Origin of the sequence: Streptomyces sp. NPDC057854 (assembly GCF_042797055.1) — a bacterium.
Taxonomy (GTDB): domain Bacteria; phylum Actinomycetota; class Actinomycetes; order Streptomycetales; family Streptomycetaceae; genus Streptomyces.
Genome location: NZ_JBHVMF010000012.1, coordinates 33,150 through 59,128, shown reverse-complemented (window position 1 = coordinate 59,128; position 25,979 = coordinate 33,150). Strand labels below are relative to the sequence as shown.

24 protein-coding genes and 4 tRNA genes are annotated in these 25,979 nt (G+C 75.0%); 11 read left to right on the top strand and 17 right to left on the bottom strand.

What is annotated here, in order from left to right:
- Position 1: 1 nt before the first annotated feature.
- The 4 genes from ACFVQZ_RS18800 to ACFVQZ_RS18785 all read left to right on the top strand — a co-directional run bounded on the left by ACFVQZ_RS18800 (position 2) and on the right by ACFVQZ_RS18785 (position 357).
- Positions 2-75, top strand: a tRNA-Cys gene (locus tag ACFVQZ_RS18800).
- A 1-nt stretch (position 76) separates the two neighbouring features.
- Positions 77-148 (top strand) — tRNA-Val (locus ACFVQZ_RS18795).
- A 33-nt stretch (positions 149-181) separates the two neighbouring features.
- Positions 182-256: transfer RNA gene (locus tag ACFVQZ_RS18790), tRNA-Val, on the top strand.
- A 29-nt stretch (positions 257-285) separates the two neighbouring features.
- Positions 286-357, top strand: a tRNA-Val gene (locus ACFVQZ_RS18785).
- A 128-nt stretch (positions 358-485) separates the two neighbouring features.
- On the opposite strand, the gene ACFVQZ_RS18780 is transcribed toward ACFVQZ_RS18785, so the two are convergent.
- From ACFVQZ_RS18780 to ACFVQZ_RS18770, 3 genes are all read right to left on the bottom strand, one after another.
- Complete coding sequence (locus tag ACFVQZ_RS18780; RefSeq protein ID WP_036414114.1) at positions 486-773, bottom strand: zf-TFIIB domain-containing protein; 288 nt, start codon at positions 771-773, stop codon at positions 486-488.
- 7 nt (positions 774-780) lie between these two features.
- The gene (locus ACFVQZ_RS18775) at positions 781-1,800 is read right to left on the bottom strand and encodes a phosphotransferase family protein (protein WP_383623996.1); all 1,020 of its coding nucleotides are present in this window, start codon (positions 1,798-1,800) and stop codon (positions 781-783) included.
- Between the two features lie 182 nt (positions 1,801-1,982).
- Positions 1,983-2,150, bottom strand: a complete 168-nt coding sequence (locus ACFVQZ_RS18770) for a hypothetical protein (RefSeq protein ID WP_030493545.1) — start codon at positions 2,148-2,150, stop codon at positions 1,983-1,985.
- A gap of 519 nt (positions 2,151-2,669) precedes the next feature.
- On the opposite strand from ACFVQZ_RS18770, the gene ACFVQZ_RS18765 reads away from it, so the two are divergent.
- Positions 2,670-3,863: a serine/threonine-protein kinase gene (locus ACFVQZ_RS18765; RefSeq protein ID WP_383623993.1), complete on the top strand. Its 1,194-nt coding sequence runs from the start codon at positions 2,670-2,672 to the stop codon at positions 3,861-3,863.
- A gap of 12 nt (positions 3,864-3,875) precedes the next feature.
- Here ACFVQZ_RS18765 and ACFVQZ_RS18760 read toward each other — a convergent pair whose 3' ends face one another.
- From ACFVQZ_RS18760 to ACFVQZ_RS18725, 8 genes are all read right to left on the bottom strand, one after another.
- Complete coding sequence (locus ACFVQZ_RS18760) at positions 3,876-4,694, bottom strand: TrmH family RNA methyltransferase (protein ID WP_383623990.1); 819 nt, start codon at positions 4,692-4,694, stop codon at positions 3,876-3,878.
- A gap of 88 nt (positions 4,695-4,782) precedes the next feature.
- Positions 4,783-6,015 (bottom strand): uroporphyrinogen-III C-methyltransferase, encoded by a 1,233-nt coding sequence (cobA, locus tag ACFVQZ_RS18755; RefSeq protein ID WP_030493542.1) that lies wholly within the window; start codon positions 6,013-6,015, stop codon positions 4,783-4,785.
- Between the two features lie 209 nt (positions 6,016-6,224).
- Entirely contained in the window at positions 6,225-9,743 is a 3,519-nt protein-coding gene (cobT, locus tag ACFVQZ_RS18750; protein ID WP_383623986.1) for a nicotinate-nucleotide--dimethylbenzimidazole phosphoribosyltransferase, read from the bottom strand.
- 314 nt (positions 9,744-10,057) lie between these two features.
- A complete protein-coding gene (gene cbiE, locus ACFVQZ_RS18745; RefSeq protein WP_030493540.1) occupies positions 10,058-11,281 on the bottom strand; it encodes a precorrin-6y C5,15-methyltransferase (decarboxylating) subunit CbiE in 1,224 nt (407 codons plus the stop codon).
- A 73-nt stretch (positions 11,282-11,354) separates the two neighbouring features.
- Positions 11,355-11,990, bottom strand: coding sequence for a GNAT family N-acetyltransferase (locus tag ACFVQZ_RS18740; RefSeq protein WP_030493539.1), 636 nt, complete (start codon positions 11,988-11,990; stop codon positions 11,355-11,357).
- A 168-nt stretch (positions 11,991-12,158) separates the two neighbouring features.
- Positions 12,159-13,013, bottom strand: coding sequence for a MetQ/NlpA family ABC transporter substrate-binding protein (locus ACFVQZ_RS18735; RefSeq protein ID WP_383623982.1), 855 nt, complete (start codon positions 13,011-13,013; stop codon positions 12,159-12,161).
- 104 nt (positions 13,014-13,117) lie between these two features.
- Positions 13,118-13,786 (bottom strand): methionine ABC transporter permease, encoded by a 669-nt coding sequence (locus tag ACFVQZ_RS18730; RefSeq protein ID WP_383623979.1) that lies wholly within the window; start codon positions 13,784-13,786, stop codon positions 13,118-13,120.
- Positions 13,783-14,853: an ATP-binding cassette domain-containing protein gene (locus ACFVQZ_RS18725; protein WP_030493536.1), complete on the bottom strand. Its 1,071-nt coding sequence runs from the start codon at positions 14,851-14,853 to the stop codon at positions 13,783-13,785. The genes ACFVQZ_RS18730 and ACFVQZ_RS18725 overlap by 4 nt, the downstream gene beginning before the upstream one ends.
- Positions 14,854-15,430: 577 nt before the next feature.
- On the opposite strand from ACFVQZ_RS18725, the gene ACFVQZ_RS18720 reads away from it, so the two are divergent.
- Both ACFVQZ_RS18720 and ACFVQZ_RS18715 read left to right on the top strand, forming a co-directional pair.
- Positions 15,431-15,793 carry a hypothetical protein gene (locus ACFVQZ_RS18720; RefSeq protein ID WP_030493535.1) on the top strand — a complete coding sequence of 121 codons (363 nt, stop codon included), beginning with the start codon at positions 15,431-15,433 and terminating at the stop codon, positions 15,791-15,793.
- Between the two features lie 2 nt (positions 15,794-15,795).
- The gene (locus tag ACFVQZ_RS18715) at positions 15,796-16,203 is read left to right on the top strand and encodes a hypothetical protein (protein ID WP_383623975.1); all 408 of its coding nucleotides are present in this window, start codon (positions 15,796-15,798) and stop codon (positions 16,201-16,203) included.
- Between the two features lie 22 nt (positions 16,204-16,225).
- On the opposite strand, the gene ACFVQZ_RS18710 is transcribed toward ACFVQZ_RS18715, so the two are convergent.
- From ACFVQZ_RS18710 to ACFVQZ_RS18700, 3 genes are all read right to left on the bottom strand, one after another.
- Positions 16,226-16,705: a GNAT family N-acetyltransferase gene (locus tag ACFVQZ_RS18710; RefSeq protein WP_383623972.1), complete on the bottom strand. Its 480-nt coding sequence runs from the start codon at positions 16,703-16,705 to the stop codon at positions 16,226-16,228.
- A 25-nt stretch (positions 16,706-16,730) separates the two neighbouring features.
- Positions 16,731-17,270, bottom strand: coding sequence for a sigma-70 family RNA polymerase sigma factor (locus ACFVQZ_RS18705; protein ID WP_383623969.1), 540 nt, complete (start codon positions 17,268-17,270; stop codon positions 16,731-16,733).
- A 106-nt stretch (positions 17,271-17,376) separates the two neighbouring features.
- The gene (locus ACFVQZ_RS18700) at positions 17,377-18,552 is read right to left on the bottom strand and encodes a glycerophosphodiester phosphodiesterase (RefSeq protein ID WP_383623966.1); all 1,176 of its coding nucleotides are present in this window, start codon (positions 18,550-18,552) and stop codon (positions 17,377-17,379) included.
- Between the two features lie 222 nt (positions 18,553-18,774).
- On the opposite strand from ACFVQZ_RS18700, the gene ACFVQZ_RS18695 reads away from it, so the two are divergent.
- Positions 18,775-19,449 carry a lysophospholipid acyltransferase family protein gene (locus tag ACFVQZ_RS18695; RefSeq protein WP_030493530.1) on the top strand — a complete coding sequence of 225 codons (675 nt, stop codon included), beginning with the start codon at positions 18,775-18,777 and terminating at the stop codon, positions 19,447-19,449.
- 78 nt (positions 19,450-19,527) lie between these two features.
- Here the strand turns inward: ACFVQZ_RS18695 and ACFVQZ_RS18690 are convergent, their stop codons facing one another.
- Positions 19,528-21,072: an MFS transporter gene (locus tag ACFVQZ_RS18690; protein WP_383623963.1), complete on the bottom strand. Its 1,545-nt coding sequence runs from the start codon at positions 21,070-21,072 to the stop codon at positions 19,528-19,530.
- Entirely contained in the window at positions 21,069-21,620 is a 552-nt protein-coding gene (locus tag ACFVQZ_RS18685) for a TetR/AcrR family transcriptional regulator (protein WP_030493528.1), read from the bottom strand. Before ACFVQZ_RS18685 ends, ACFVQZ_RS18690 begins: the two co-directional genes overlap by 4 nt.
- A gap of 49 nt (positions 21,621-21,669) precedes the next feature.
- On the opposite strand from ACFVQZ_RS18685, the gene ACFVQZ_RS18680 reads away from it, so the two are divergent.
- Positions 21,670-22,017, top strand: a complete 348-nt coding sequence (locus ACFVQZ_RS18680; protein WP_383623959.1) for a hypothetical protein — start codon at positions 21,670-21,672, stop codon at positions 22,015-22,017.
- A 9-nt stretch (positions 22,018-22,026) separates the two neighbouring features.
- Here the strand turns inward: ACFVQZ_RS18680 and argH are convergent, their stop codons facing one another.
- Positions 22,027-23,454, bottom strand: coding sequence for an argininosuccinate lyase (argH, locus tag ACFVQZ_RS18675; protein WP_383623956.1), 1,428 nt, complete (start codon positions 23,452-23,454; stop codon positions 22,027-22,029).
- A 137-nt stretch (positions 23,455-23,591) separates the two neighbouring features.
- Here argH and ACFVQZ_RS18670 point away from each other — a divergent pair, with 137 nt between their 5' ends.
- The gene (locus ACFVQZ_RS18670) at positions 23,592-24,791 is read left to right on the top strand and encodes a hypothetical protein (protein WP_383623953.1); all 1,200 of its coding nucleotides are present in this window, start codon (positions 23,592-23,594) and stop codon (positions 24,789-24,791) included.
- Between the two features lie 40 nt (positions 24,792-24,831).
- On the top strand, positions 24,832-25,971 hold the full coding sequence (locus tag ACFVQZ_RS18665) for a hypothetical protein (RefSeq protein ID WP_383623950.1): 1,140 nt from the start codon (positions 24,832-24,834) through the stop codon (positions 25,969-25,971).
- The last annotated feature ends 8 nt before the right edge of the window (positions 25,972-25,979 follow it).

Sequence of the window (25,979 nt, the reverse complement as noted above, 5' to 3'; positions counted from 1 at the left end):
TGGTGGAGTGGCCGAGAGGCGAGGCAACGGCCTGCAAAGCCGTCTACACGGGTTCAAATCCCGTCTCCACCTCCAAGGACGATTAGCTCAGCGGGAGAGCGCTTCCCTGACACGGAAGAGGTCACTGGTTCAATCCCAGTATCGTCCACTGGACCCCCGGGTCCTGGATCTTCGGATCCCCGCGCGATTAGCTCAGCGGGAGAGCGCTTCCCTGACACGGAAGAGGTCACTGGTTCAATCCCAGTATCGCGCACCACATCTCCCGCACCCCTCGGGGTGCGTCCCGCGCGATTAGCTCAGCGGGAGAGCGCTTCCCTGACACGGAAGAGGTCACTGGTTCAATCCCAGTATCGCGCACAGAACGACGAAGCCCCCGGCCGCCTTGAGCGGCCGGGGGCTTCGTCGTCGTGCGCGCCGGCCCCGACACGCCCCCGGCCCCGGATCCGCGCGGGGCGGATCCGGGGCCGGGGCGGGGCGCAGGAGGCTCAGGAGGAGAAGAGCATCCGGCCGAAGCCGCGCTGGCGGTAGTGACCGCCGTGGTGGCCGCCGTGCGGGGCACCCCACGCGGGAGCGGCCGGGGCGGGCTGGGCCGGGTACGCGGCCGGCGGGGCGGGCGGGGCCGGCGGGGCGGCCTGCCACTGGGCCTCCAGGCGGGTCAGGGCCTCCAGCTCGCCGTAGTCCAGGAAGATCCCGCGGCAGCCGCTGCACTGCTCGATCTGGACGCCGTTGCGGTTGTACGTGTGCATCGCCGCGTGACACTTGGGACACTGCATGCTCGGCTCAACTCCCTGCCGTTGCCGTTCGGATGATGACCTCACTGTATGGGGACGCGGCGGGCGCGGGGACGGTTCGGGTGCCCGCGATCCTGGCGCAGGTGTCGATCATCACGCCCTCGACCTCGTCGATCTCCCGGTGCTCCGCCGTGGACTTGGCCACCGCCAGGGCCGCGGTCTGCACCGTCAGGGCCCGGGCCGGCCCGTCGAGGCGCGCCCACGGGTCCGGTCCGGCGGCCGGGCCGCCCGCCGCCTCGTACGCGCCGAGGAACCGGCTCCACACCTCCGCCGGCAGCAGCCCGGCGGCGAACCAGGCGGCGGGGCGGGCCAGGTCCCAGGCGGGGTCGCCGAGTCCGGCGTCGTCGACGTCGATCAGCCGCCAGTCGCCGCGCAAGTCCCGGACGAGCTGGCCGAGATGGAAGTCGCCGTGGCACAGGTACGCGCGCGTGCCACCGGTCCCGCTCTCCGTGACGGTCCGCCAGGCCGCGAGGACCGTCGGGACGGCCGGATGGTCCGGGGCCGCGTCGAGCATCCGGCGGACGGCCAGCGCCGCCTTCTCGGGCGCGCGCATCGCGGGCGGCGGTCCCGCCGGGCCGGTCGGCGGCGGGGTGCGGTGCAGCAGGGCGAGGAGCCGGGCCGCCTCCTCCCAGGGCGCGGCGTCGGGGTCGGCGGGGTCGACCGGCGGCCCGTACGGCCAGAGCGTCACCGGGCGTCCGGCGACGGGTGCCGGGCGGGGGCCCGGGACCGGCGGCAGGAGGACGCCGGCGAGGTCCGGGTGGGCGGCGAGGGCGAGCCGGGCCGCGTGCGGGGCGTCACCGGTCCCGGGGGCGTGCGCCTTGGCGACCAGGCCGCCGTGCCGGACGACGGTCCCGTCCTCCCGGTCGGCCAGCACCCGTACCGCCGCCGCGTCGCACCCGCAGGCGCCCGTGCCGTGCACCGCCTCGCGGGCGATCGCGGCGAGCGCCGCCGGGACGCCGGGGTGCGCGGGCCCGCGGCTCCCGGCCGCGTTCGCTGCGAGATCGTCCATCCGGCGAGCCTACGCGGGCCGCGGACCGCGGCGGCAGGGGCCCGCGGGCGGGGGCACGCGGAGGGGCCGGTCGGCTCCCCGGCCGACCGGCCCCTGCGCTGTCGTCCGCCGCACCCCCGTCCCCACGGGGCTGTCGGCCGATGTCCCCGACCCGGGCCGCTCTCCCGGGTCCGGGGCGCCGCTCAGCGCCCCAGCATCACGCCCACGGACGACGCCTGTGTGACCACCGCTTCCCAGCCGCCGAAGACGACCACGAGCAGGGCCGCGAACGGGAGGACCATGGCGGTGGCGACCAGGGGGTGACGGCGTCCCGCGGGGCGGGTGGTCGACCGGTGTGCCGTGAAGGCCATGGTCCTCTCCTGTCGGTCTCGCTGATCCTGTGCGGATTCGGTGCGGTGGGCGCGTGTTCCTCGGGGGACGAGAGTCGCGCCCACCGCATGACCTCCACATTAGGGAGCGGAAGGGCCCGGGGCGTCATGCCCGCGTACCGGCTTTCGGGCCTACGGGAGGATGACGCCGCTCCTCCCGGAGTACTCCCCTGGGTGGAGACAGGGGCGCGCGGGTCGGGGTCTTCCCTGACGGGGCGCGCCTCCCGCCGCCGCCCGCCGGTGGGGGGTGACATGGGTCACGTCGGCCGGGGCGCGGGGGCGGGGTCCGCCCGCCTGGGCCGGGCGGGGCGGCGGGAGTTGCCGGACGGGCCGGTCAAGTGAGGTGTGCGGGAAGGGGTGTTGACGGGTCGGTTCGGTGCGGGGCGGGGTGTTCGTCCCCCTCAGTACTGACAATCGATGCCGGGGGGAGGGCGCGGCCTATGAGCGCGCGGGGGCGGCACTACGTAAGCTGTGCCACGTCGAACGGACGAGGGGACGGACATGGCGATGATGCGGCTCCGGCGCGAGGACCCGCGGATCGTCGGGGCGTTCCGGCTCCACCGCAGGCTGGGCGCCGGAGGCATGGGGGTCGTGTACCTCGGCTCCGACCGGCGCGGTCAGCGGGTGGCCCTGAAGGTGATCCGGCCGGACCTGGCCGAGGACCAGGAGTTCCGGTCGCGGTTCGCCCGCGAGGTGTCGGCGGCCCGGCGGATCCGGGGCGGCTGCACCGCCCGGCTGGTCGCCGCCGACCTGGAGGCCGAACGGCCCTGGTTCGCCACCCAGTACGTGCCCGGCCCGTCGCTGCACGACCGGGTCGCCGAGGAGGGTCCGCTGCGGGCCGCCGACGTGGCGTCGATCGGGGCCGCGCTCTCCGAGGGCCTGGTCGCCGTCCACGAGGCGGGGGTCGTGCACCGGGACCTGAAGCCGTCGAACATCCTCCTCTCCCCCAAGGGCCCGAGGATCATCGACTTCGGGATCGCCTGGGCCACCGGGGCCAGCACCCTCACCCACGTCGGCACCGCGGTCGGCTCCCCCGGCTTCCTCGCGCCCGAGCAGGTGCGGGGCGCCGCCGTCACCCCGGCGACGGACGTGTTCTCGCTCGGCGCCACCCTGGCGTACGCCTCCATGGGCGACTCCCCCTTCGGGCACGGCAGTTCCGAGGTCATGCTCTACCGCGTGGTGCACGAGGAGGCCCAGCTCCAGGGCGTGCCGGACGCGCTCGCGCCGCTGATCCGGGCCTGTCTGGCGAAGGACCCCGAGGACCGGCCGAGCACCCTCCAGCTGTCGATGCGGCTCAAGGAGATCGCGGCCCGCGAGGCCCAGGGACTGCCCGCCGCCCGGCCGCCGGCCCCGCGCGAGCGGGGGGCGGAGGAGCGCGGCACGCTGCGGCCGACCGAGCGCTACACGGAGCGGGACACCCGGGGCCGGGAGCCGGAGCGCGCCGCGGCCCGGGGGCGCGGGACCGGCCCGTCGTCGCGGCCGTCGCCGTCCTCGCGCCCGTCGGCGCCGTCCCGTACCGGCGGCGGCTCGCGGGGCCCGCAGTCGCGGCCCGGGACCCGCCCGGGGAACCGGACGACGTCCACCGGCCGCCGCCCGGCCAATCCGCGGCTGCTGCGCCAGCGGCTCGTCGTCTTCGTGGTGGTGACGCTGCTGGTGGCCCTGGGCATCGCCGCCGCCCAGGCCCTCCAGGGCTGATCCGGAGGCGGCCTACGCCTCGGGGCGGCCCGCCGTCACCGCGTAGAAGGCGACGGCCGCCGCCGCGCCCACGTTGAGCGAGTCGACGCCGTGGGCCATCGGGATGCGGACCCACTCGTCGGCGGCGCGCAGCGCCTGCGTCGACAGGCCGTCGCCCTCCGCGCCGAGCATCAGCGCGACCCGGTCCAGGCGGTGCGGGGCGGCCTCGTCCATGGCGGTGGCCTTCTCGGCCGGGGTCAGGGCGAGGAGCCGGAAGCCCGCCTCCCGTACCGCCTCCAGACCGCGCGGCCAGGTGTCCAGGCGGGCGTACGGGACGGAGAAGACGGCGCCCATGGAGACCTTCACCGACCGGCGGTAGAGCGGGTCGGCGCAGTCCGGGGAGAGCAGCACGGCGTCCATGCCGAGGGCGGCGGCGCTGCGGAAGATGGCGCCGATGTTGGTGTGGTCGTTGACCGACTCCATGACGGCCACCCGGCGGGCGCCGGCGAGGAGTTCGGCGGCCTCCGGGAGCGGCTTGCGCTGCATGGAGGCGAGCGCGCCGCGGTGCACGTGGTAGCCGGTGACGCGTTCGGCGAGGTCGGGCTGGACGGCGTACACCGGGGCGGGGACCTCGTCGATGACGTCGCGCATGACGTCGACCCACTTCGCGGAGAGCAGCATCGACCGCATCTCGTAACCGGCCTGCCGGGCCCGGCGGATGACCTTCTCGCCCTCGGCGATGAAGAGGCCCTCGGCGGGCTCGCGCCGGCGGCGCAGCTCGACGTCGGTCAGGCCGGTGTAGTCGCGCAGGCGCGGGTCGTCGGGGTCGGTGATCGTGATGAGTTCGGCCACGAAGTGATACTGCCTTGTCCGGGGTGTGGTGCCAATGCGCGGGACGGACGGCGGTCGGCGCCGCCGGTCACCGCGCTCTGTCGGGGGTTCAGCGGGTGAGCTTGTCCGGGCCCTCCGCGACCACCGGGCCGATCACGATGACGGCCGGCGGGCGGACCTCCTCGGCCTTCACCACGTCGGCGACGGTGGCGAGGGTGGCGTCCACCCGGCGCTGGGTCGCGGTGGTGCCCTCCTGGACGAGGGCGAGCGGGGTGCCGGGGTCCTTGCCGTGGGCGACGAGCGCCTCGGCGATCTTCCCTATCTTGTCGACGCCCATGAGGATCACCAGGGTGCCGGTGAGCCGGGCGAGCGCGGCCCAGTCGACGAGCGAGCGCGGGTCGTCGGGGGCGACGTGCCCGCTGACCACGGTGAACTCGTGGGCGACGCCGCGGTGGGTGACGGGGATGCCGGCGGCGCCGGGGACCGAGATGGAGCTGGAGATGCCGGGCACGACGGTGCAGGCGATGCCCTCGGCGGCGAGCGCCTGCGCCTCCTCCATGCCGCGGCCGAAGACGAACGGGTCGCCGCCCTTGAGGCGGACGACGGACTTCCCGGCCTTGGCGTGCTCGATGAGCGCGTGGTTGATGGCCTCCTGGGCCATGAAGCGGCCGTACGGGATCTTCGCCGCGTCGATGACCTCGACGTGCGGCGGCAGTTCGTCGAGGAGGTCGCGGGGGCCGAGCCGGTCGGCGATGACGACGTCGGCCTCGGCGAGCAGCCGGCGGCCGCGCACGGTGATCAGGTCGGGGTCGCCGGGGCCGCCGCCGACGAGGGCGACGAAGGGGGCGCGGGCGCGCCGGGCGGGCGCGGCGAGGGAGCCGTCGCGCAGGCCCTCCAGGATCGCGTCGCGGACGGCGGCCGAGCGGCGCGGGTCGTGGCCGGTGAGGACGGCGACGGTGACGCCGTCGCCGCGGCCGGTGGCCGGGGTCCAGGCGGTGGCGGCGTCGGCGTCGTCGGAGCGGACGCACCAGACGCGGGCGCGCTCGGCCTCGGCGGAGGCGGCGGCGTTGGCGGCCGGGTCGGTGGTGGCGACGAGCGCGTACCAGGCGTCGGCGAGGTCGCCGTCCTCGTACCGGCGGCGGACCCAGGTGATCTCGCCGGTCTCGGCCATGGCCTCCACGGAGGGGGTGGCGGAGGGGGAGATCAGGGTGATGTCGGCGCCGGCCGCGATGAGGGCGGGCAGCCGGCGCTGGGCGACCGTGCCGCCGCCGAGGACGACGACGCGCCGGCCGGCGAGGCGGAGGCCGACGGGGTAGGCGGGGTGCTCGACGTGCTCGGCCATGTGCGGGCGGCTCCTCAGAGGGGCGTGGGGTGGCCGCTGCGGCGGTGAAGCGGCTGGTGGGGCGGGCTGTCGGCCCGTGACCACGATATCGGTGACGGGGGGTGGGCACCCTGTGACCCTTGTCCCTCGCCGGTACGGAGGGGGTGCGGGGACATGGGGCGGCCCCGGGACCGCCGCCGGGGTGGGCGGCGGTGCCGGGGCCGTACGGGCTACTTCTCGGTGACGCCCGCGGAGTCGAAGGTCGCGACCTCGTGCATGGCGCGGGCGGCGCTCTGCACCAGCGGCAGGGCCAGCAGCGCGCCGGTGCCCTCGCCGAGGCGGAGGTCCAGGTCGACCAGCGGGCGCAGGCCCAGCGTGTTGAGCGCGGCGACGTGGCCGGGCTCGGCGCTGCGGTGGCCCGCGATGCAGGCGGCCAGCGACTCGGGGGCGATGGCCCGGGCGACGAGGGCCGCCGCGCCGGTGGAGACGCCGTCGAGGATCACCGGGGTGCGCAGCGAGGCGGCGCCCAGGATGAAGCCGACGAGGGCGGCGTGCTCCAGGCCGCCGATCCGCGACAGGACGCCGATCGGGTCCTCCGGGTCCGGCTGGTGCAGGTCGAGGGCGCGGCGGACGACGTCGACCTTGCGGGCGTGGGTCTCGTCGTTGATGCCCGTGCCGCGGCCGGTGACCTCGGCGGGGTCGACGCCGGTGAAGACGGAGATGAGGGCGGCGGACGCGGTGGTGTTCGCGATGCCCATCTCGCCGGTGAGGAGCGCCTTGTTGCCGGCCGCGACCAGGTCGCGGGCGGTCTCGATGCCGACCTCGATCGCGGCGACCGTCTCCTCGCGGGTCATCGCGAGGCCGGTGGTGAAGTCGCCGGAGCCGGCCCGGACCTTGCGGGGCAGCAGACCGGGGGTGGCGGGCAGCTCGGTGGCGACGCCCACGTCGACGACGCAGACCTCGGCGCCGACCTGGTTGGCGAAGGCGTTGCAGACCGCTCCCCCGCCGAGGAAGTTCGCGACCATCTGGCCGGTGACCTCCTGCGGCCAGGGAGTGACGCCCTGGGCGTGCACGCCGTGGTCGCCGGCGAAGATCGCGACGGCGGCGGGCTCGGGAATCGGCGGCGGGCAGGCCCGGGAGAGGCCGCAGAGCTGCGCGGAGATGATCTCCAGCATGCCGAGCGCGCCGGCCGGCTTCGTCATCCGCTTCTGCCGCTCCCACGCCTCGCCGAGCGCCTTGGCGTCGAGCGGGCGGATGGCGGCGACGGTCTCCTGGAGCAGGTCGTGCGGCTCCTCGCCGGGCAGGGCGCGGCGGCCGTACGTCTCCTCGTGGACGACCCAGGAGAGCGGGCGGCGCTTGGCCCAGCCGGCCTGCATCAGCTCGGGCTCGTCCGGGAACTCGTCGACGTACCCGACGCACAGGTAGGCGACGACCTCCAGGTGCTCGGGCAGGCCGAGCTCGCGGACCATCTCGCGCTCGTCGAAGAAGCTGACCCAGCCGACGCCGAGGCCCTCGGCGCGGGCGGCGAGCCACAGGTTCTCGACGGCGAGGGCCGAGGAGTACGGGGCCATCTGCGGCTGCGTGTAGCGGCCGAGGGTGTGCCGGCCGCCCCGGGTGGGGTCGGCGGTCACCACGATGTTGACCGGGGTGTCGAGGATGGCCTCGATCTTCAGTTCCTTGAACTGCTTCGCGCGGGCCTTCGGCAGCGACTTGGCGTACGCCTCGCGCTGGCGCTGGGCCAGTTCGTGCATGGTCTGCCGGGTCTCGGCGGAGCGGATGACGACGAAGTCCCAGGGCTGCGAGTGGCCGACGCTGGGGGCCGTGTGGGCGGCCTCCAGGACGCGGAGCAGCACCTCGTGCGGGATCGGGTCGGAGCGGAAGCCGTTGCGGATGTCGCGGCGCTCGCGCATCACGCGGAGCACGGCCTCGCGCTCGGCGTCGTCGTAGCCGGGGGCCGCCGGGCGGGGCTCCGCCGGGACCGCCTCGGGGTCGTCCTCGGCGACGACGGGGATCTCCTCGGCGACGGCGTGGACGGGCGCGTCGGCGGGGGCCTCGGTGACGTCGGTGGCCGCCTCGGCGAAGGTGTCGGCGGGGGCGGGCTCGACGGGGGCGGCCTCGACGGGGGCGGCCTCGGGCTCCGGCGCGACAGCCTCGGCGACGGGTTCGGCCGGGGCCTCGGCGGCGACCTGCTCGGCGGGGGTCTCCGCGGCCGGTTCCCCGGCCGGGGTCTCCGCCGGGCCGTCCGCCGCGGCCGGCGGCTCCTCGGCCGGCACCGGCTCGGCCGGCTGCTCGGCCACGGGCGCCTCGGGCTCGGCGGCGGGCTGGGGCGCGGGCTCGGGCTCGACCGGGGCTTCGGGGGCCTGCTCGGCCCCCGGAGCGTCGGGCCGCGCCGGTACGTCGGCGGGCGCGGCGGCCTCGGTCACGACGGCCTCGGCCACGGGCTCCTGGGCCTCGGCCGGCTGCTCGGCGGGCGCGGCGGCCTCCGGCACCTCGGCGGCCGGGGCGACCGCCGGCGGCACCGCCTCGGCGGGCTCGCCCTCGCGCGGGGCGGGGACGACGGCCTCGGGGACGACGGCCTCAGCGGCGACGGCCTCAGGGGCGGGGGTCGCCTCCACGGTCTCGGGCGCGACCGGCTCGGGCGTCTCGGGCGCCACGGCCTCCGGAGCCACGGCTTCGGGAGCCACAGCCTCCGGCGCCACGGCCTCGGGAGCAACGGCCTCCGGAGCCACGGCCTCCGGAGCGACGGCCTCGGGGGCCGGGGGCTCCGGCGTCGCGGTCTCCGGCTCGGGGAGCGGGGTGCCGGCCGGCGGGGTCGGGGTCGGGGCGGGCTGCTCGGCGGTCGGGAGGGAGCCCTCGACCGGCACGAACTGACCGCTCTGCGGAACGACCGTTTCTGCGGGCGCCTCGGCGGGCGCCACGGGCTCCTGCGGCTGCGCGGTCCACGGTTCGGCGCCCTGCGGGGCCGTCTGCAGGTCCTGCGCGACCTCGAAGTACTCGGGTCCGGTGGTCGGCGGGCCCGGGTTCCGCACGGGGACCGGCGCGGGGGCCGTGGCCACCAGCGGCTCGGGGGCCGGCGCGGGGATCTGCGGCGCGGGAGCGGGCACCGGCGCGGCCGGGCCGCGGTCGGCGAGCGAGCGGACGACGCCGCCCGTCGCGGTCTCCGGGACCGGCGGCCCCATGTGGAGCGGGCGCCGGGAGGGGGCGGCCGGCGGCGGCACGCGGACGCCGCCGAGGTCGACGGAGCCGGAGTCGCGGCCGGCGGCCTCGTGGGCGCCGGTGTCGAGGACGCCGGGCTCGTAGCCGTGGGCGGTGGCGGCGGGCTCCTGCGGGGCGGCGGGGACGCCGTGCGCGGGGGTGCCGAGCGGCACGCCGTGCGGCGGGGTCCCGGCGGCCGGCGCGGTCAGCTGGTCGGCGAGGACGAGGCCGTCCGGCAGCGGGCCGGAGAGGGGGTCGATCAGCGGGTCCGTGAGCGGGTCGGCCTGCGGGACGGCGGCGTGCGGCGGCACGGCGCCGGGGGCGGCGGCCTCCGGCGGGGCGGGGACGGCGATCGGCGGCGCGGGCACCGCGCCCGGGGGCTGCTCGCTCCAGGCGCCCTGGGCGCCCGGCATCAGCAGCATGTCGTCGTCCTCGGGAAGCGGGCCGGAGGGGTCCAGGAAGGTGTACGCGCCCGGCTCGGGGATGCCCGGCTGCTCGACCATGCCTGCGTTCTCCGGCAGTCCCTCGCCCGGGACCTGGCCGGTGTCCGTCATGCGTACCCCTCGCCCATCGTCGTGTTCGTTCAGAGCTGCGCCCGTCAACGAGAACGAGCGCGTGCGCCGCGCGGCACGGAGGCCCTGCGGCACTCAAGCATTGTCGCGGCCCGCGCCCGTCGTGGCGGGCTGTTCCGCCACGGTGCGCTGTGGACTGCGCCACGTCGCGCGGTCCCCCCGGTGTCCCGCACGCCCGTTGACCGTCGAGAACGGGTCAAGACGGTCGCCGTTTCAGGACATTGACGAACAACGCGCCGAACGTCCCCGCGCGGTACAACAATCGGCCAGCCTACCTGCCCCGGCGGACGGCCGGGTCACGGGGCGCCGGTGGTCCGGCGGCCGGTGAGCAGGAAGACGACGGACCGGTCGCGCTCGGTCCAGTCGGCGGGGTCGAGGCCGACGGTCTGCAGCAGCTGGGTCTCGACGGCGTAGCCGCCGTCGCCGAGGGCGGAGCCGATGGCCTCGGCCTCGTCGCGGGTGGTGGCGTGGGCGGCGATCCGCTCGGGGCGGCGGTCGGCGCAGGCGGTGACGACGGGGACGCCGCCGGCCCCGACGCGGACGACGTCGGGCTCGGGAAGGCTCTCCAGGACGTGCGGGGCGCGGCCGGTGACGGTCTGGAGGAGGACGCCGTCGCGGCGGGCGGCGGCCTCGGTGCGGGCGCGGGCGGCGGGGTCGGCGTCGACGGCGATGACGGCGGCGCCGAAGCGGGCGGCCTCGACGGCGAACGCGCCGCCGGCGCTGCCCACGTCCCAGACGAGGTCGCCGGCGCGCGGGCCGAGGCGGGCGAGCTGGACGGCGCGGAGCGTGGGGTCGTGGCCGATGCCGGGGCGGTCCTCGGAGCCGTCCCGCTCGCCGGGTCCGGCCCAGCCGCGGACGGCCGCGGCGGACGGGTCGTGGCCCATCAGCCAGGGGGCGGCGGAGGCCCCGGTGCCGCCGGCGCCGCCGATGACGAGGACGACGTTGGGGTCGCGCCAGGTGTGGTCGGCGGCCTTGTCGGAGGTGAGGACGGAGACCTGTTCGCGGGCGGTGCCGAGTTCCTCGCAGACGACGAAGGTGCGGTGGACGCCGTCGAGGAGGAGGGCGAGTTCGGCGGGGCCGGCGCCCGGGGAGGTGAGGACGGCGACCTTGGGGTGGGCGCGGCAGACGTTGACGGCGCGGCGCAGGGTGCGCTGGTGGGCGACGACGACCCGGGCGTCGTCCCAGGGCATGCCGGCGCGGGCGAAGGCGGCGGCGACCGAGGAGACGGCGGGGACGACCTCGACCTCCAGGCCGTGTTCGGGGGCGCGGAGGGTGCGGACGACGCCGAAGAAGCCGGGGTCGCCGTCGGCGAGGACGACGGCGGTGCCGCGGTGGCCGGCGATCCGGCGGGCGGCGAGGCCGACGCTGCCGAGCCGGACCCGTTCGGCGCCGGGCGGCACTTCCGGGAGCGCGAGGTGGTGGGCGGCGCCGGCCACCAGGGTGGCGGCCGAGAGCGCGGACCTGGCCGCCGCGGTGAGGGGCGAGCCGTCCCAGCCGATCACCGTGACCCGGTCGGCCATCGCGTGTGTCTCCTGTGGTGTCGTCGCAGGTCGGGGGCGGGTCGAGCGTACCCCGGGCGGGCCGCGGCGCGGCTCAGCCCCAGTCGGTGTACGAGGAGTATCCGGCCTCGGCCATCTGGTCGGCGACGCCGTCGAGGTCCTCGGGGAGGAGGCTCCAGACGATGAGGTCGGTGCGGATGTCGGTCCATTCGCCGGACTCGGTGAGGCTGCGCGCTATCCAGGCGTTCCGCAGGACGCCCTCGCTGATGCAGCCGATCTTCTGCGCGACCTGCTGGGAGGCGGTGTTGTCGGCGGCGGTGCGGAGCTGGAGGCGTTCGAAGCCGCGGTCGCGGAAGAGCCACTGGGCGACGGCGAGGACGGACTCGGTGGCGTAGCCCTCGCCGCGGGCCCAGGGGGCGGTGACGTAGGCGACCTCGGTGGCGCGGACGCGCCAGTCGGTGTCGTACAGGTGGACGGTGCCGACCAGGCGCTGGGTCAGGAACTCGGTGACGGCGAAGACGATGCCGCGGCCCTCGGTCCGTTCCGCAGGAGCGATCCTGCGGACCCAGTCCTCGGCGTGGGCACGCCCGTACGGGTGGGGGACGGAGGTCCAGGCGGTGACGAGTTCGTCGTTCATCATCTCGACGAAGGCGGGGATGTCGGCCTCTTCGTACGGGCGCAGCACCAGCCGGTCCGTGCTGATGGAGATGTCCGGAAAGGTGGTAGTCATGCGCAGCTCCGTACCGAAGACCGTCCGTTGAGAGACCGTGAACGCACAGCATGCAGCATGGGGCGGCGGGCGCGCATGGCCGGGTCGGACGTGGGGGTGACGCGCGGAAGGCCCCGCGCGCCGGACGGGGCGGGCGGGGCCTTCCGCTCAAGGACTGTACCGGCGGCGTTACTTGGCGGCGCCGAAGGCGGGGATGACGGAGCCCTTGTAGGTGTCCTCGATGTACTTCTTGGTCTCGGGCGAGTTGAGGAGCTCGGCGAGCTTCTGCACGCGGGCGTCCTTCTCGTTGCCCTCCTTGACGGCGAGGAAGTTGGCGTACGGGTTGCCCTCGGCCTTCTCCAGGACCAGGGCGTCCTTCGCCGGGGACAGGTCGGCCTCGATCGCGTAGTTGCCGTTGATGACGGCGGCGTCGACGTCGCTCAGGGCGCGGGGCACGGTGGCGGCCTCCAGCTCCTTGAACTCCAGGCCCTTCTTGTCGGTGATGTCGGAGAGCTTGGCGTCGGTGCCGACGCCGTCCTTGAGGGTGATGAGGCCGTTCTCGGCGAGGAGGTGGAGCGCGCGGCCCTCGTTGGTGGTGTCGTTGGGGACGGCGACGGTCTGGCCGGCCTTGATGTCCTTCACCGACTTCAGGCTCTTGGAGTAGAGGCCGAGCGGCTCCAGGTGGACGTTCACCACGGGGACGATGGTGGTCTTGTTCTTCTTGTTGAAGTCGTCGAGGTACGGCTTGTGCTGGAAGAAGTTGGCGTCGACCTGGCCGGACTGGGTGGCGGTGTTCGGGAGGACGTAGTCGGTGAACTCCCGGACCTCCAGCTTGAGGCCGGCCTTCTCGGCGAGGTTGTCCTTGACGAACTTCAGGATGTCGGCGTGCGGCGTCGGGGACGCGGCGATGACGAGCGCCTTGTCGGCGGAGCCGGCCGCGTCCTTGGCGGAGGACGGGTCGGAGGAGGTGCCGCAGGCGGTGAGGCCGAGGGCGAGGGCGGTGACGGACGCGAAGCCGGCGGTGAGCTTGATGTTCTTACGCACGAAGAGTGCCTCTTTCCTGTGGAGCGGTGGATGCCTGGACAACGAGTCCGGGCGTGTTCTTCGGCCGGCGAATCGCTTCTGCCGCGAAGAGGTCTGGGGTGGCGTCAGGCGGCGCGGCCGCGCCGGGCCAGGAGCCGGACGACGCCGTCGCCGATGAGCTGGACGATCGTCACGATGGCGATGAGGATCACGACGGTGACGAGCATGAAGGTGGTGTCGAAGCGCTGGTAGCCGTAGGTGACGGCCTTGGAGCCGAGGCCCTCGCCGCCGACCGCGCCGGCCATCGCGGAGTAGCCGATGAGCACGATGACGGTGGTGGTGACGGCGGCGACCAGCGAGGGCAGGGCCTGCGGGAGCAGCACCTTGCGGACGATGGTGGGGATGCCGCCGCCCATGGACTGGACGGCTTCGACGAGGCCGTGGTCGACCTCGCGGATCGCGGTCTCGACCAGGCGCGCGAAGAAGGGGATGGCGCCGATGGCGAGCGGCACGATCATGGCGGTGGGGCCGATGAAGGTGCCGACGACGAAGGTCGTGAACGGGATCAGGGCGATCAGCAGGATGATGAACGGCAGCGAGCGGCCGATGTTCACGATCGCACCGACGACCTTGTTGACGGGCCGGTTCTGGAGCAGTCCGCCCTTGTCGGTGAGGACGAGGAGGATGCCGAGCGGGAGGCCGCCGGCGATGGTGACGACGGTGGCCCACAGGACCATGTAGAGGGTGTCGACCGTGCCCTGTTCGAGCAGGGGGCGCATCTCTTCCCAGGTCACTTGGCACTCTCCTTCGCGAGCACGGGGGTCTGTGCGGGCAGCACGGGCGCGCCCGGCTCCGCCGGGTCCTCGACGACCTCGACCTGGAGGCCCTGCTCGCGCAGGAAGCCGACCGGGACGACGTTGTCCTCGTACCGTCCGGGCAGTTCGATCCGCATGCGGCCGATCTGCTTCCCGCCGACGGTGTCCATCGCGGCTCCGAGGATGGAGATGTCGATGTTGTACGTGCGGGAGAGCTGCGAGATCACCGGCTGGGTGGCGGCCTCGCCGTGGAAGGTGACGTCGACGACGGTGCGGTCGGGGCCGGTGGCGTGGCCGCTGACCGGGAACAGTTCGGCGGCGAGCTGGGAGCCGGGGGTGGCGAGGAGCTCGGCGACGGTGCCGGACTCGACGATCCGGCCCTTCTGCATGAGGGCGGCGGAGTCGCAGATCGTCTTGACGACGTCCATCTCGTGCGTGATGAGCAGGACGGTGAGGCCGAGCTGCCGGTTGAGGTCGCGCAGGAGCTGGAGGATCGAGCGGGTGGTCTCCGGGTCGAGGGCGCTGGTGGCCTCGTCGGAGAGGAGGACCTTGGGCTCGCCGGCGAGGGCGCGGGCGATGCCGACGCGCTGCTTCTGGCCGCCGGAGAGCTGGCCGGGGTAGTTCTTCGCCTTGTCGGCGAGGCCGACGAGGTCGAGGAGTTCGAAGGCGCGGCGGGAGCGTTCGACGGAGGGGACGCCGAGGATCTCCAGCGGGAGCTCGATGTTGTCCTTGACGGTGCGCGAGGACAGCAGGTTGAAGTGCTGGAAGACCATGCCGATGCTGCTGCGCGCCCGGCGCAGGTCCTTGCCGGCGCGGCGGCCCTTGCCGGCGAGGGCGGTGAGGTCGACGCCGTCGACGGTCACCGTGCCGGACGTGGGGCGCTCCAGGAGGTTGACGCAGCGGATCAGGGAGGACTTGCCGGCGCCGCTCTGGCCGATCACGCCGAAGACCTCGCCCTCGCGGACGTGGAGGTCGACGCCGTCCAGGGCGGTGACCTGGCGGCCGCGTGACTCGTAGACCTTGGTCAGGCCCGAAGTGGTGATCACAGGGGTTTCCGTCACTGTCGAGTGCGCGACGCGTGGGTCCGCCGTGCACGGGGCATTCGTCTTTCGGACAGTCAGGCGCACGGGGGCCGCTCCGGCGGTCGGCCGGGGTGGCGGTGTGCGCGGGGCGGGCACGGTCCGGCGCCGGGAGGCGGGCGGATCGGCTCGGCCGTCGGGGTCTCGCTTCGGGGCGCGAGGCTCAGGCGGGGGCCCTCAGAAGGCGCACATTCGACACATACAACGAGCACCGGGCGTCGTGTTCGCCTCGGTCGCAAGGATGCGGCTGCTCGTCGTGGTCATGGCTGCAAGTAAAGCATGCGCAGTCGCGAACGGAAGTCCGCTGTCCGCATTCCGGACGGCGCTGAGACGCGATGCGGACGCTCCCGGACCGGCTCGCTCCTGCCTCTCCCCCTGTGCCGCCTGCGGTGGAGACGCCCCTCCGGGTGCTCCGGCGGAGGCGCGCGGACCGCCCGGACGAGGCCGGGATGTGGCCAAGACCACGGTCCGGCGACGGGGCGCCGGGGCGCTGGGGGCGGGGGCGCGCGGAGAGGGGCATTCGGGCCGTAATACCCTCGGGCGCATGCTTGACGCCCTCACGATCGCGGTCTCGGTGGCCGCGCTCGCCCTCGCCGCCTGGTGCGGCTTCGCCGCCTACCGGGACCAGCCCACCAAGGACTGGCACTTCATCGGCATGGCCGTGGTGACCTTCCTGGTCCTGGTCCAGCTGATCGTCGGCATCGTGCAGCTGGTGCGCGGCGAGAAGGCCGAGGAGGGGACGACGATCTTCGTCGCCTATCTGCTCGGCGCGCTGTGCGCCGTGCCGATCGCGGGCTTCATGTCGCTGGCCGAGCGGACCCGCTGGGGTTCGGCGACGGTGGCGGCGGGCGCGGTCGTGCTCGCGGTCCTGGAGGTGCGTCTCTTCGACATCTGGACGGTGGGCTGACCATGGCGGAGACGCGGACCGGGACCCGGCTCGTGACGGGCCCCGGCATGCTGCTGGTGTGGCTGTACGGCGTGATGTCGGTGGGCGCGGCGTCGCGCTCGGTGTACGAGATCAGCGCCAAGTTCGACGAGGCGCCGCTGGCGTACACGCTGTCCGCGGTGGCGGCGGTGGTGTACGTGTTCATCACGTACACCCTGGTGCGCGGCGGGGAGACGGCCCGCAGGGCGGCGCTGGTGTGCTGCGCCGCCGAGCTCGCGGGCGTGCTGGTCGTGGGGACGTGGACGCTGCTGGAGCCGTCGGCCTTCCCGGACTCGACGGTGTGGTCGGAGTTCGGCTACGGCTACGTCTTCATCCCGGTGCTGCTGCCGCTGAGCGGCATCTGGTGGCTGCGCCGGTCGCGCACCGCCTGAGGCCGGCCGGCGCGCGGGCGGCTCAGGCGGCCTTCTCCAGGGTGACGAGGGTGAGCTTCGGGCCGACCTCGCGGGCGCCGGTCGGTGCGTAGCCCTTGGCGCGGTAGAGGCGGAGGTTGCCCTCGCTGCGGTGGCCGGTGAAGAGCTGGAAGCGCTTGGGGGCGGCGTCCGTGCCGGCGCAGTGGCGCTCGATGGCGTCGAGGAGCCGGCCGCCGATGCCGTGGCGGCGCATCCGGGGGTGGACGATGAGCTTGGCGATGTGCGCGGTGCCGTCCTCGTCGGTGCGGGCGCGGACGGAGGCGATCACCTCGTCGCCGAGCCGGGCCACCAGGGCGTGGCCCTCGGCGATCTCGGCGCGGACGGCGTCGAGCGTCTGGGTGAGCGGTTCGATGGACCAGTCGCCGTACAGCTCGGCCTCGCTCTGGTAGCAGAGGTACTGCAGCTTCAGGATCTGCTCCGCGTCGCGCGCGTCCGCCGCCGAGATGGTCACACTCAGGCCCATGTGTGCATGCCTCCCGCTCATCTGGTCACCGATCGGTACCCCGCACTCTTCCCCGTCGGCCGGATGCGGGAACCTCTGCCGCGAGCATTCTGCGCAGGCATCCCAGGCAACGGGAACGCATCGGCCCCAGACTTCCTTGTGAGATACCCAACGTTCCTGCGATTTCGCGGTAGGTGGGGTCGGCGGGGTCGAGCATCGCGTTCAGCAGCCGGGGGCAGCGGCCGGGCGTCCGGGTGACGGCGGCGCGGAGGGTGCGGCGGCGTTCGGCGGTGAGGGCGGAGCTCTCGGGGCCGGGGCCGTACGGATCGGGGCGGGTGTCGCCGTCGTGGTACGGGCGTTCGCGGCCGGTGGTGCGGCGGGCCCGGCGGGCCTCGGCGCGGACGGCGCGGCGGAGCCAGTCGGCGGGGCGCTCGGGGGCGCCGCCGTCGGCGTCGAGCCGTTCCAGGAGCCGCAGCCACACGGCCTGTTCGAGGTCGCCGGGCTCGATCCCGGCGGCGGCCTCGGCCCGCGATTCGGCGGCGAGGAGCGGGCTGAGGGCGGCGAGGAGGGTTTCCGGGGAGGTCATGCCCGGTGCGATGCGGGGGCGCGGCGGCGTGGTTGCGCCGCGGCGGGGGAACCACCCGGTCGGCGTACGGCGGTGCGGCGCCGGCCGACCGGGCGGCGGTCCCGGGTCAGCGGCCGGCGAAGTCCGCGGCGGCCAGCAGGGCGGTGTCGGGGTTGTCGGAGAAGACGCCGTCGATGCCGGTCTCGAAGTACCGCTTCAGGGCGCCGAAGGCGTCGCCGTAGGCGGCCGGGTCGGTGCCCCGGCGGAAGTCGGCGGGCAGGAAGGCGTTCTCGTTGCGCTGGGTGTACGGGTGGAGGATCAGGCCCTCCGCGTGGGCGTCCCGCACCAGGGTGGTGGGGGTGGTGAGCCGGCCCGCGGCGTCCTTGGGGATCACCAGGTCGAGGGTGGGGCCGATGCCCTGGGCGTACGAGGCGATCCAGCGCAGTCCGGCCGGGGTGACGAGGTCGGCGACGGTCCGCGGGTCGCCGGCCTCGACGAAGTCCCAGGGGCGGGTGTTCGCGCCGGACAGCAGGACCACCAGCGGGGAGTCGACCAGCTTCGACAGGCGCTGGACGCTGCTGGGCTCGAAGGACTGGAGGAAGACGGCGGAGTGCGCGCGGTGGCGGCCGTAGCGGCGGAGCAGCTTCGCGAGGCGCTCCTCCAGGCCGAGGCCGATCGAGCGGAAGTACGAGGGGTGCTTGGTCTCGACGTGGAGCCAGATCTCGCGGCCCCGGCGGCGGCCCTCCTCGTCGGCCCAGCGCAGCACCTCCTCGAAGGTGGGGACGGTCCAGCGGCCGTCGTACAGGGTGTTCTCCTGGCGGGTGCCGGGGATCCGCTCCTTGGCGCGCAGGGTCTTCAGCTCGGCGAGGGTGAAGTCCTCGGTGAACCAGCCGGTGTAGGCGACGCCGTCGACGGTCTTGGTGGTCTTCCGGGAGGCGAACTCGGGGTGGTCGGCGACGTCGGTGGTGCCGGTGATGTCGTTCTCGTGCCGGCAGACCAGGTGCCCGTCCTTGGTGGGGACGAGGTCCTGCTCGATGACGTGGGCGCCGAGGTCCAGGGCGTGCGCGTACGAGCCGAGGGTGTGCTCGGGGCGGTAGCCGCTGGCGCCGCGGTGGGCGATGACGGTGGGGACGGGGAGCGAGCGGTAGCCGCGCCCGTGGCCCCGGCCGTGCGCGCGGCCGGTCTCGGCGGCCTGCGCGGTGCCCGCGCCGGCGGCGAGCCCGGCGGTGACGCCGAACGCGGCGGCGCCTGCCGCGCCGAGCAGCGTGCGGCGGGCCGGGGTCCTGGGTGCGCCCTGGGTCATGGAGGTCCTCCTGTGTGATGTCCCGCACCTGTCGGTGGGTGGCCCCGACGGTAGGCAGTGATCCCCTACGGGGGGAGGACCTGGGCGGAACATGGCGCAAACACGCGTCAACACCGTGTATCCGTTCGGTGAACCCGATGTGCGGGCGGGGGTGACCCGCGAGTATCGTCGCGTGCTGCACCGTCGGCTCCCGGAGCCGCCCGCCCGCCACCGGAGGAACCGTTGTCCCGTCTCGCGATCGTGAAGGCCACTCTCGGTCCGGTCCTGCGCCTGATGTTCCGCCCCCGTGTGGAGGGGGCCGAGAACGTGCCGGGGAACGGGCCGGTGATCCTCGCGGGCAACCACCTCACCTTCATCGACTCCATGATCATGCCGATCTGCCTGGACCGCCCGGTCTACTTCATCGGCAAGGACGAGTACGTCAAGGGCAAGGGCCTGAAGGGCCGGCTGATGGCGTGGTTCTTCACCAGCGTCGGCATGATCCCGGTGGACCGAGACGGCGGCCGGGGCGGGGTCGCGGCGCTGATGACGGGCCGCCGGGTGCTGGAGGAGGGCAAGATCTTCTCGATCTACCCGGAGGGCACCCGCTCCCCCGACGGCCGGCTCTACCGGGGCCGTACGGGCGTGGCGCGGCTGACGCTGATGACCGGCGCGCCGGTGGTGCCGTTCGCGGTGATCGGCACGGACAAGGCGCAGCCGGGCGGCGCGGGCTTCCCGCGCCCGGTGCAGGTGACGGTCCGGTTCGGCGAGCCGCTGGAGTTCTCACGTTACGAGGGCATGGACCGCGACCGGTACGTGCTCCGCGCGGTGACGGACTCGGTGATGGCGGAGGTCATGCGCCTGTCGGGCCAGGAGTACGTGGACATGTACGCCACGAAGGCGAAGGAAGCGGCGTGACGGTGTGAGAGCGCCCCCGGACGGATGCCGTCCGGGGGCGCTCTCGTGTGCCGGCGTCGCGGCTGCCGGCGTGCCGGGTCAGTGCTCGGTGGTCTCGCCCAGCTTCTGGTCCCGGAGGAGGAACCAGGCGGCGACGGCGGTGGCGAGGAGGACGGCCGCGCCGACGCCGGCGGCGATCCGCAGGCCGTCGACGAACGCGTCCTGGGCGGCCGTCACCAGCGCGCCGGCGCGGGCCGGGTCGAGGGCCCCGGACGCCTCGACGGCGCCGCCGAGCGAGTCGTGGGCGGCGGCGGCGATGTCCGACGGCACGCCGGCCGGGGCGGTGAAGCCGCGGTAGACGCCGGTCACGATGGAGCCGAGCAGGGCGATGCCGAGCGCGGCGCCGAGCTCGTACGCCGTCTCGGAGACGGCGGACGCGGAGCCGGCCTGGTCCTTGGGGACGCTGGAGAGGATCACGTCGGCGGTGACGGTGAAGGCGAGGCCCGCGCCGACGCCGACGACGAGCAGGCTCGCGCCGAGGACCGGGTAGCCGGTGGAGCGGCCGATGACCGTGAGGACGGCGAGCGCCAGGCCGATGGCGGCGAGGCCGCCGGCGACGACCGAGCGGACCGAGTACCGGCGGGCGACCCGGCCGGCGAGCAGAACGGCGGTCACCGAGCCGACCGCGGCGGGCAGTTCGGCGAGGCCGGCCTCCAGCGGTGAGCGGCCCTGGACCAGCTGGAAGAACTGGGACAGGAAGAACACCAGGCCGGCGAGGCCGAGGATGGTCAGCAGGTCGGCGAGGACGGCGCCGGAGAAGCCGCGGTTGCGGAACAGGCGCATGTCCAGGAGCGGGGCCGGCAGGGTGAGCTGGCGGCGGACGAACCAGGTGAGGCCGCCGGCGCCGGCGAGCGCGGCGACGGCCACGTCGAGGGTGAGGCCGTGCGAGGCCAGTTCCTTGATCGCGTAGACGACGCCGATCATGCCGACGAGGGAGAGGCCGACGCTGGGCAGGTCCCAGGGGCCGGGGTTCGGGTTCTTCGACTCGGGGATCAGCTTGACGCCGATGACGACCAGGACGGCCATGACGGGCAGGTTGATGAGGAAGACCGAGCCCCACCAGAAGTGCTCCAGCAGGAAGCCTCCGACGACCGGGCCGACGGCGGCGCCGGCCGAGGCCATGGCGCCCCAGATGCCGATGGCGAGGCTGCGCTCGCGCGGGTCGTGGAAGAGGTTCCGGATGAGGGCGAGGGTGGACGGCATCAGGGTCGCGCCGGCGACGCCGAGCAGCGCGCGGGCGGCGATCATCATCTCGGGGCTGGACGCGTAGGCGTTCAGGACCGAGACGGCGCCGAACGCGGCGGCGCCCACGAGGAGCAGCTTCTTGCGGCCGATGCGGTCGCCGAGGCTGCCCATGGAGACGAGCAGACCGGCGATGACGAAGGAGTAGACGTCGCCGATCCACAGCAGCTGGGTGCCGGTCGGCTTCAGGTCCTCGGAGAGGAACGGGGTCGCCAGGCCGAGCACCGTGGCGTCCACGGCCACCAGCAGCACGGCCAGGACGAGTGCGGCGAGGGCGAGCCACCGGCCGGGGCGGCGGACGCCCTCGGTATGGCTTTCGGGCTGGACGGTTTCGGTGATCACTTCTCCACGCTCCTGCGCGCTCCGCCGAGCAGCAGCTCGGCGATCATGTAAGAAAAGTCGTTGGCGGCGACCCGCCCGTCGGCGACGGCCCAGGCGCCCGAGCTGATCAGCCCGTAGAACGCCTCGCAGAGCCAGGCGGGGCTCAGGTCGATGCGGAAGACGCCCTCCTCCTGGCCGCGCCGGAAGAGGGCGACGAGCCGGGTGTCGAGCCGGGCCCAGCCCTCGTTCTGCCCCTCGCCCTCGAAGAGCTGGTTCTCCGTGACGAGGAACGAGAGCAGCGGGGCGGCGGGCTGCGAGGCGGCGACGAGCCGCCGGACGGCCTCGTCGGCCGGCCCCTCCTCGATCCGGGCCGCGTCGAGCGCGGCCTCCGCCTCCTCGATGCACATCTGCTCCAGCGCCCGCACCAGCGCGTCCCGCCCGGCGAAGTGCCGGTGCAGGGTGGCCCGCCCGATCCCGGCCGCCCGCGCGACCTCGTCCATGGTGGCGGTCGCCTTGCGGGAGAGCAGGGCGGCGGCGGTACGGAGCACCTGGGTGCGGTCGACTGACATGAGACAACTCTACACCGGGTGAGACATCCATGTCTCATGTGAAATTGCGATGCCCCACCAGGGCATGCGGCCGGGCGGGCGGCCCGGCACCGGGCCGCTGCGGTGGCTCGACCGCAGGCACGGGCGGGAGCCGCTGGGGCTGCCGGAGCTGCCGTTCGTCGACTGGCCGCGGATGCATGGGGCCGCCCCGCGCGGGACGTTCTGGAAGACGCAGTACGTGCTGGACTACGCGCGGGGGCGGCCGTTCGCGTGGGTGGACGACGACATCACGCCGTACGACCACGAGTACGTGGACCGGAACCACCTCGCCGCCGCCCTGCTGCTGCACGTCGACCCCCGGCTCGGGCTTCTCCGGCCGGACTTCGACAGGCTCGCGGACTGGGCGGCGGCGCTGTAGGTCCCGGTGTCAGTTCTTGGCGTCGGCCCAGGCGTGCTGGATGACCAGGTCCGCCTTGACCTCGACCAGCTGGGCGGCGACGGCGGAGGGGGCGGTGCCGCCGCGGCCGTCACGGGAGGCGAGGGCGCCGGGGACGTTGAGGACCGTGCGGACCTCGGGGGTCAGGTGCTCGGAGATCTTGGCGAACTGCTCGTCCGTCAGCTCGTCCAGCTCCTTGCCCTCGGACTCGGCGACCTTCACGCACTCGCCGGCCACCTCGTGCGCGACCCGGAACGGCACGCCCTGCTTGACCAGCCACTCCGCGATGTCCGTGGCGAGCGAGAAGCCGGCCGGGGCCAGCTCCTCCATGCGCTCGCGGTTCACGGTGAGCGTGGCCATCATGCCGGTGAAGGCGGGGAGCAGGACCTCCAGCTGGTCGCAGGAGTCGAAGACCGGCTCCTTGTCCTCCTGGAGGTCGCGGTTGTAGGCGAGCGGCAGGGCCTTGAGGGTGGCCATCAGGCCGGACAGGTTGCCGATGAGGCGGCCGGACTTGCCCCGGGCCAGCTCGGCGATGTCCGGGTTCTTCTTCTGCGGCATGATCGACGAGCCGGTGGAGAAGGCGTCGTGGAGGGTCACGAAGGAGAACTCCTTCGTGTTCCAGATGATGATCTCCTCCGCGATCCGGGAGAGGTTGACGCCGATCATCGCGGTGATGAAGGCGAACTCCGCGACGAAGTCCCGGGAGGCCGTGCCGTCGATCGAGTTGCCGGCCGAGCCGCGCTCGAAGCCGAGGTCCTTGGCGACCGCCTCCGGGTCGAGCCCGAGCGAGGAGCCGGCGAGGGCGCCGGAGCCGTACGGGGAGACCGCCGTCCGGGTGTCCCACTGGCGCAGCCGCTCGGCGTCCCGGGAGAGCGACTGGACGTGGGCCAGGACGTGGTGGGCGAAGAGCACCGGCTGGGCGTGCTGGAGGTGGGTCCGGCCGGGCATGGCGACGTCCGGGTGCGCCTCGGCGAGGCCGACGAGCGCGTCCTGGAGGTCGGCGATGAGGCCGCCGATGATCCGGGCGTGGTCGCGGAGGTACATCCGGAAGAGGGTGGCGACCTGGTCGTTCCGGGACCGGCCGGCCCGCAGCTTGCCGCCGAGCTCGGCGCCGAGCCGCTCCAGGAGGCCGCGCTCCAGGGCGGTGTGGACGTCCTCGTCGGCGATCGTGCCGGTGAAGGAGCCGTCGGCGACGTCCGCCTCCAGCCGGTCCAGGCCGGCCAGCATCCGGGTGAGCTCGTCCTCGGTGAGCAGCCCCGCCTTGTGGAGCACGCGCGCGTGGGCGCGCGATCCGGCGATGTCGTACGGCGCGAGGCGCCAGTCGAAGTGGACCGAGGCGGAGAGCTTCGCCAGGGCCTCGGCGGGGCCGTCGGCGAAGCGTCCGCCCCAGAGCCGGACGTCACCGTTGTTGCTGCTCACTTCTGGTTGCTCCTCGCCGTCGATGACCGAACCCTTGCTTCCCTTACTGATGCATGAGTATGCAGACTTCCGCATGATTCGTCAATCAAGGGCCCTGTCGGCTGCCCGGGCCGCGCGCCCCGGATAGGGTCCGCCGCATGACGAGCGAACCGCCCCCGCACCCGCTCCGCCCGGGAGAACGGCTCCCGCACGGCGAGGACACGGCCGCCGCGTGGGAACGGTTCCCCGGCTTCCCGGAGGAGGGCGAGGACGCCGAGGCGCGGGTCCGGGCGCTCCGCCGCGCCCTGGACGCCGGGCTGCCCTCCCCCGGCGACCTGGCCGGCCTCGCCCTCGGCGACCGCGACCGGCACGTCCGGAGGCTCGCCGCCCGCGCCCTGCCGGACCTGCCCGGCGCCCTTCCCGCCCTCCACCTGCTGCTGTCCGCGCCGGACAACGTCGTCCGGGGCCTCGCCGTGGCGCGCCTCGGAGCCGCCGGACGCGCCGGGGACCTCGTACCGCACCTGACGGACCCCTCCCCCTGGGTCCGCGGCCTCGCCCGGGACGCCCTGCGGGAGGCCGGCGGCGACCCGGCCGCACGGCTGCGCGGGCTGTGCGCCGACCCGGCGACCGTCACGCCCCCGGCGGTCGGCGGACTCGCGCAGGAGCGCCGCCCCGAGGACGTCCCGCTGTTCCGGGCGCTCACTCGGCACGCCGACGGCGCCGTACGCGCCCGGGCGCTGGGCGCGCTGCGGCTGCTGCGGGCCCTGCCGGACGCCGGACTGCCCCCGTACGCCGACGACCCCGACCCCCGCGTCGGGGCGGTCGTGCTGCGCGCCCTGCGCGACGCCCCCGGGGCCCTGCGCGGTCTCCTCGGCCACCGCCACGCGCGCGTGCGGGCCCGCGCCCTCACCCTGCTCGCCCGCCGCCACGCTCTCGGCTGGGCCGAGGCCCTGCCGCACCTCGCCGACCCGGCCCCGGAGGTGGCGCGCGCGGCGCGCGAAGCCCTCGGCCGGGCCGCCCGCGAGGTCTCCACCGCGCACCTGATCGCGCTCACGGCCCCCGGCGAACCGCCCCCGCGCCGACGCCTCGCCATGGAACTCCTCGGTTTCCGCTACGCCCCGGAGGTCCTGCTCAACGCCCTCCGCCTGCTCGACGACCCCGATCCGCGGGTCCGCTCCGCCGCCCGCGCCCAGGCCCGGCGCCTGCGGTGGGACCGCAAGGCCGCCGCGGGCCCCCACGCGGAGGAGATCCGCGCCCTCGCCGACGCGCACGCCGAACGCCTCGCCGCCTGGTGGACCGAAGCCCGCCGGCGCCGCCGGGCGGCCTGCGGCTGCGGAACCGCGCCCGCCGGCGAATAATGCGGGGCGCGCGGGAGACGGTGCCGCCTAGCCTCCCCGCATGACACACGAGGCGGAGGCGCGGCAGGCGGCGGTACGGCGGCTGGGGCGGGGACTTCCCCTGCGCCGGGTGCTGGACGTGACCCGCCCCAAGGCATGGGCGGACCTGGACGAGGACGTGCGGCACGCGGTCCGGCGGGGGGCGCTCACGCCGTCGCACGCGTGGCTCACCGGGGTGCGCGGGCCCGGGTGGCGGGGCCTGTGGGAACGGGCCGCCGGCCGGGTGCGGGAGGAGCCCACCGAGGCCGGGATCGCGCTCGCGCTGTGCGATCCGGACGGGCGGATCCGGGAGGCCGCGCTGACGCACGCGGTGGGACGGCCGGAGCTGCTGCCGCTGGTCGCGGTGCGGGCGGCGGACTGGGCCGCGCCGGTACGCGCGCGTGCCCTCGCCGTGCTGCGGGAGTCCCTGGCCGACGCCTCCGCCGGGACGCTCGCCGTCACCGCCCCCGTGATCCTGCGGCTCGGCCGGCGGCTGCGGGGCGGCGCGGCGACGGAACTCCTCGACGGGCTGCTGCGGAAAGGGGACCCCGACCGGGTCACCCGTCTGCTGTTCGCCTGCCGCGACGGCGCCACCCGGCGGGTCGCGCTGGCCGTGGCCCTCGACCGGCAGCTGTACAGCGGGCGCGGCCTGGCCCTGGTGGCCGCCGGGGACTCCGACCCCCTGGTGCAGGAGCGGGCCGCCTCGGCCGCCGTCGCCGCCGACGAGCCCGACGCGACCCTGGCCGTACTGCTGGGCGCCCGTGCCGGGCGGGTCCGGGCGGCCGGGGTGACCGCGCTGCGCCGGGCGGGGCGGCACGCGGAGGCGGAGCCGTACCTCTACGACCGGTCGGGGCGGACCCGGGCCTGCGCCCGGTGGGTGCTGCGGCAGGGCGGCGGCGATCCGGTGGCCGCGTACCGGGCCGCCTGCGCCGGCGCCCGCATACCGGCCCGGGCGCCGCTCGGGCTCGGCGAGTGCGGGTCCCGGAGCGTGGACGCGCCGCTGCTGCGGGAGCTGACGGCGCACCCGGACGGCCGGGTGCGGGCCTCGGCGGTGGCGGGGCTGCGGCTGCTCGACGCGGTGGAGCCCCGGCTGATGGAGGCGCTGCTCGACGACCCCGAGCCCGCCGTCGTACGGGCGGCGCGGCGGGCGCTGTGGTCCTGACGCGGTCC

Coding starts and splice junctions, on each gene's coding strand:
- ACFVQZ_RS18665 (WP_383623950.1), top strand. CDS start 24,832: ATGACACACGAGGCGGAGGCGCGGCAGGCGGCGGTACGGCGGCTGGGG.
- ACFVQZ_RS18780 (WP_036414114.1), bottom strand. CDS start 773: ATGCAGTGTCCCAAGTGTCACGCGGCGATGCACACGTACAACCGCAAC.
- ACFVQZ_RS18770 (WP_030493545.1), bottom strand. CDS start 2,150: ATGGCCTTCACGGCACACCGGTCGACCACCCGCCCCGCGGGACGCCGT.
- ACFVQZ_RS18775 (WP_383623996.1), bottom strand. CDS start 1,800: ATGGACGATCTCGCAGCGAACGCGGCCGGGAGCCGCGGGCCCGCGCAC.
- ACFVQZ_RS18670 (WP_383623953.1), top strand. CDS start 23,592: ATGACGAGCGAACCGCCCCCGCACCCGCTCCGCCCGGGAGAACGGCTC.
- ACFVQZ_RS18740 (WP_030493539.1), bottom strand. CDS start 11,990: ATGACTACCACCTTTCCGGACATCTCCATCAGCACGGACCGGCTGGTG.
- ACFVQZ_RS18765 (WP_383623993.1), top strand. CDS start 2,670: ATGGCGATGATGCGGCTCCGGCGCGAGGACCCGCGGATCGTCGGGGCG.
- ACFVQZ_RS18720 (WP_030493535.1), top strand. CDS start 15,431: ATGCTTGACGCCCTCACGATCGCGGTCTCGGTGGCCGCGCTCGCCCTC.
- ACFVQZ_RS18680 (WP_383623959.1), top strand. CDS start 21,670: ATGCCCCACCAGGGCATGCGGCCGGGCGGGCGGCCCGGCACCGGGCCG.
- ACFVQZ_RS18705 (WP_383623969.1), bottom strand. CDS start 17,270: ATGACCTCCCCGGAAACCCTCCTCGCCGCCCTCAGCCCGCTCCTCGCC.
- ACFVQZ_RS18700 (WP_383623966.1), bottom strand. CDS start 18,552: ATGACCCAGGGCGCACCCAGGACCCCGGCCCGCCGCACGCTGCTCGGC.
- ACFVQZ_RS18715 (WP_383623975.1), top strand. CDS start 15,796: ATGGCGGAGACGCGGACCGGGACCCGGCTCGTGACGGGCCCCGGCATG.
- cbiE (WP_030493540.1), bottom strand. CDS start 11,281: ATGGCCGACCGGGTCACGGTGATCGGCTGGGACGGCTCGCCCCTCACC.
- cobT (WP_383623986.1), bottom strand. CDS start 9,743: ATGACGGACACCGGCCAGGTCCCGGGCGAGGGACTGCCGGAGAACGCA.
- ACFVQZ_RS18685 (WP_030493528.1), bottom strand. CDS start 21,620: ATGTCAGTCGACCGCACCCAGGTGCTCCGTACCGCCGCCGCCCTGCTC.
- cobA (WP_030493542.1), bottom strand. CDS start 6,015: ATGGCCGAGCACGTCGAGCACCCCGCCTACCCCGTCGGCCTCCGCCTC.
- ACFVQZ_RS18710 (WP_383623972.1), bottom strand. CDS start 16,705: ATGGGCCTGAGTGTGACCATCTCGGCGGCGGACGCGCGCGACGCGGAG.